1 rRNA gene is annotated in these 483 nt (G+C 59.0%); it reads left to right on the forward strand.

The window, feature by feature from the left end:
• Positions 1–50 precede the first annotated feature (50 nt).
• Positions 51–483, forward strand: a 23S ribosomal RNA gene (locus tag ACSNOH_RS35120); the annotation flags it as partial.

The raw sequence follows: 483 nt of genomic DNA on the forward strand, positions 1-483 counted from the left end.
TGGGTGGCTGGTCGTTGCTTGAGAACTGCACAGTGGACGCGAGCATCTGTGGCCAAGTTTTTAAGGGCGCACGGTGGATGCCTTGGCACCAGGAACCGATGAAGGACGTGGGAGGCCGCGATAGGCCCCGGGGAGCTGTCAACCGAGCTTTGATCCGGGGGTGTCCGAATGGGGAAACCCGGCAGTCGTCATGGGCTGTCACCCGCTGCTGAACACATAGGCAGTGTGGAGGGAACGCGGGGAAGTGAAACATCTCAGTACCCGCAGGAAGAGAAAACAACCGTGATTCCGGGAGTAGTGGCGAGCGAAACCGGATGAGGCCAAACCGTATGCGTGTGATACCCGGCAGGGGTTGCGTATACGGGGTTGTGGGAGTTCTCTTGATCAGTCTGCCGGCTGGTCGGCGAGTCAGAAACCGTATGGATAGGCGAAGGACATGCGAAAGGTCCGGCGTAGAGGGTAAGACCCCCGTAGCTGAAATCT

Origin of the sequence: Streptomyces sp. URMC 127 (genome assembly GCF_051386535.1) — a bacterium.
In the GTDB taxonomy this organism is placed as follows: domain Bacteria; phylum Actinomycetota; class Actinomycetes; order Streptomycetales; family Streptomycetaceae; genus Streptomyces.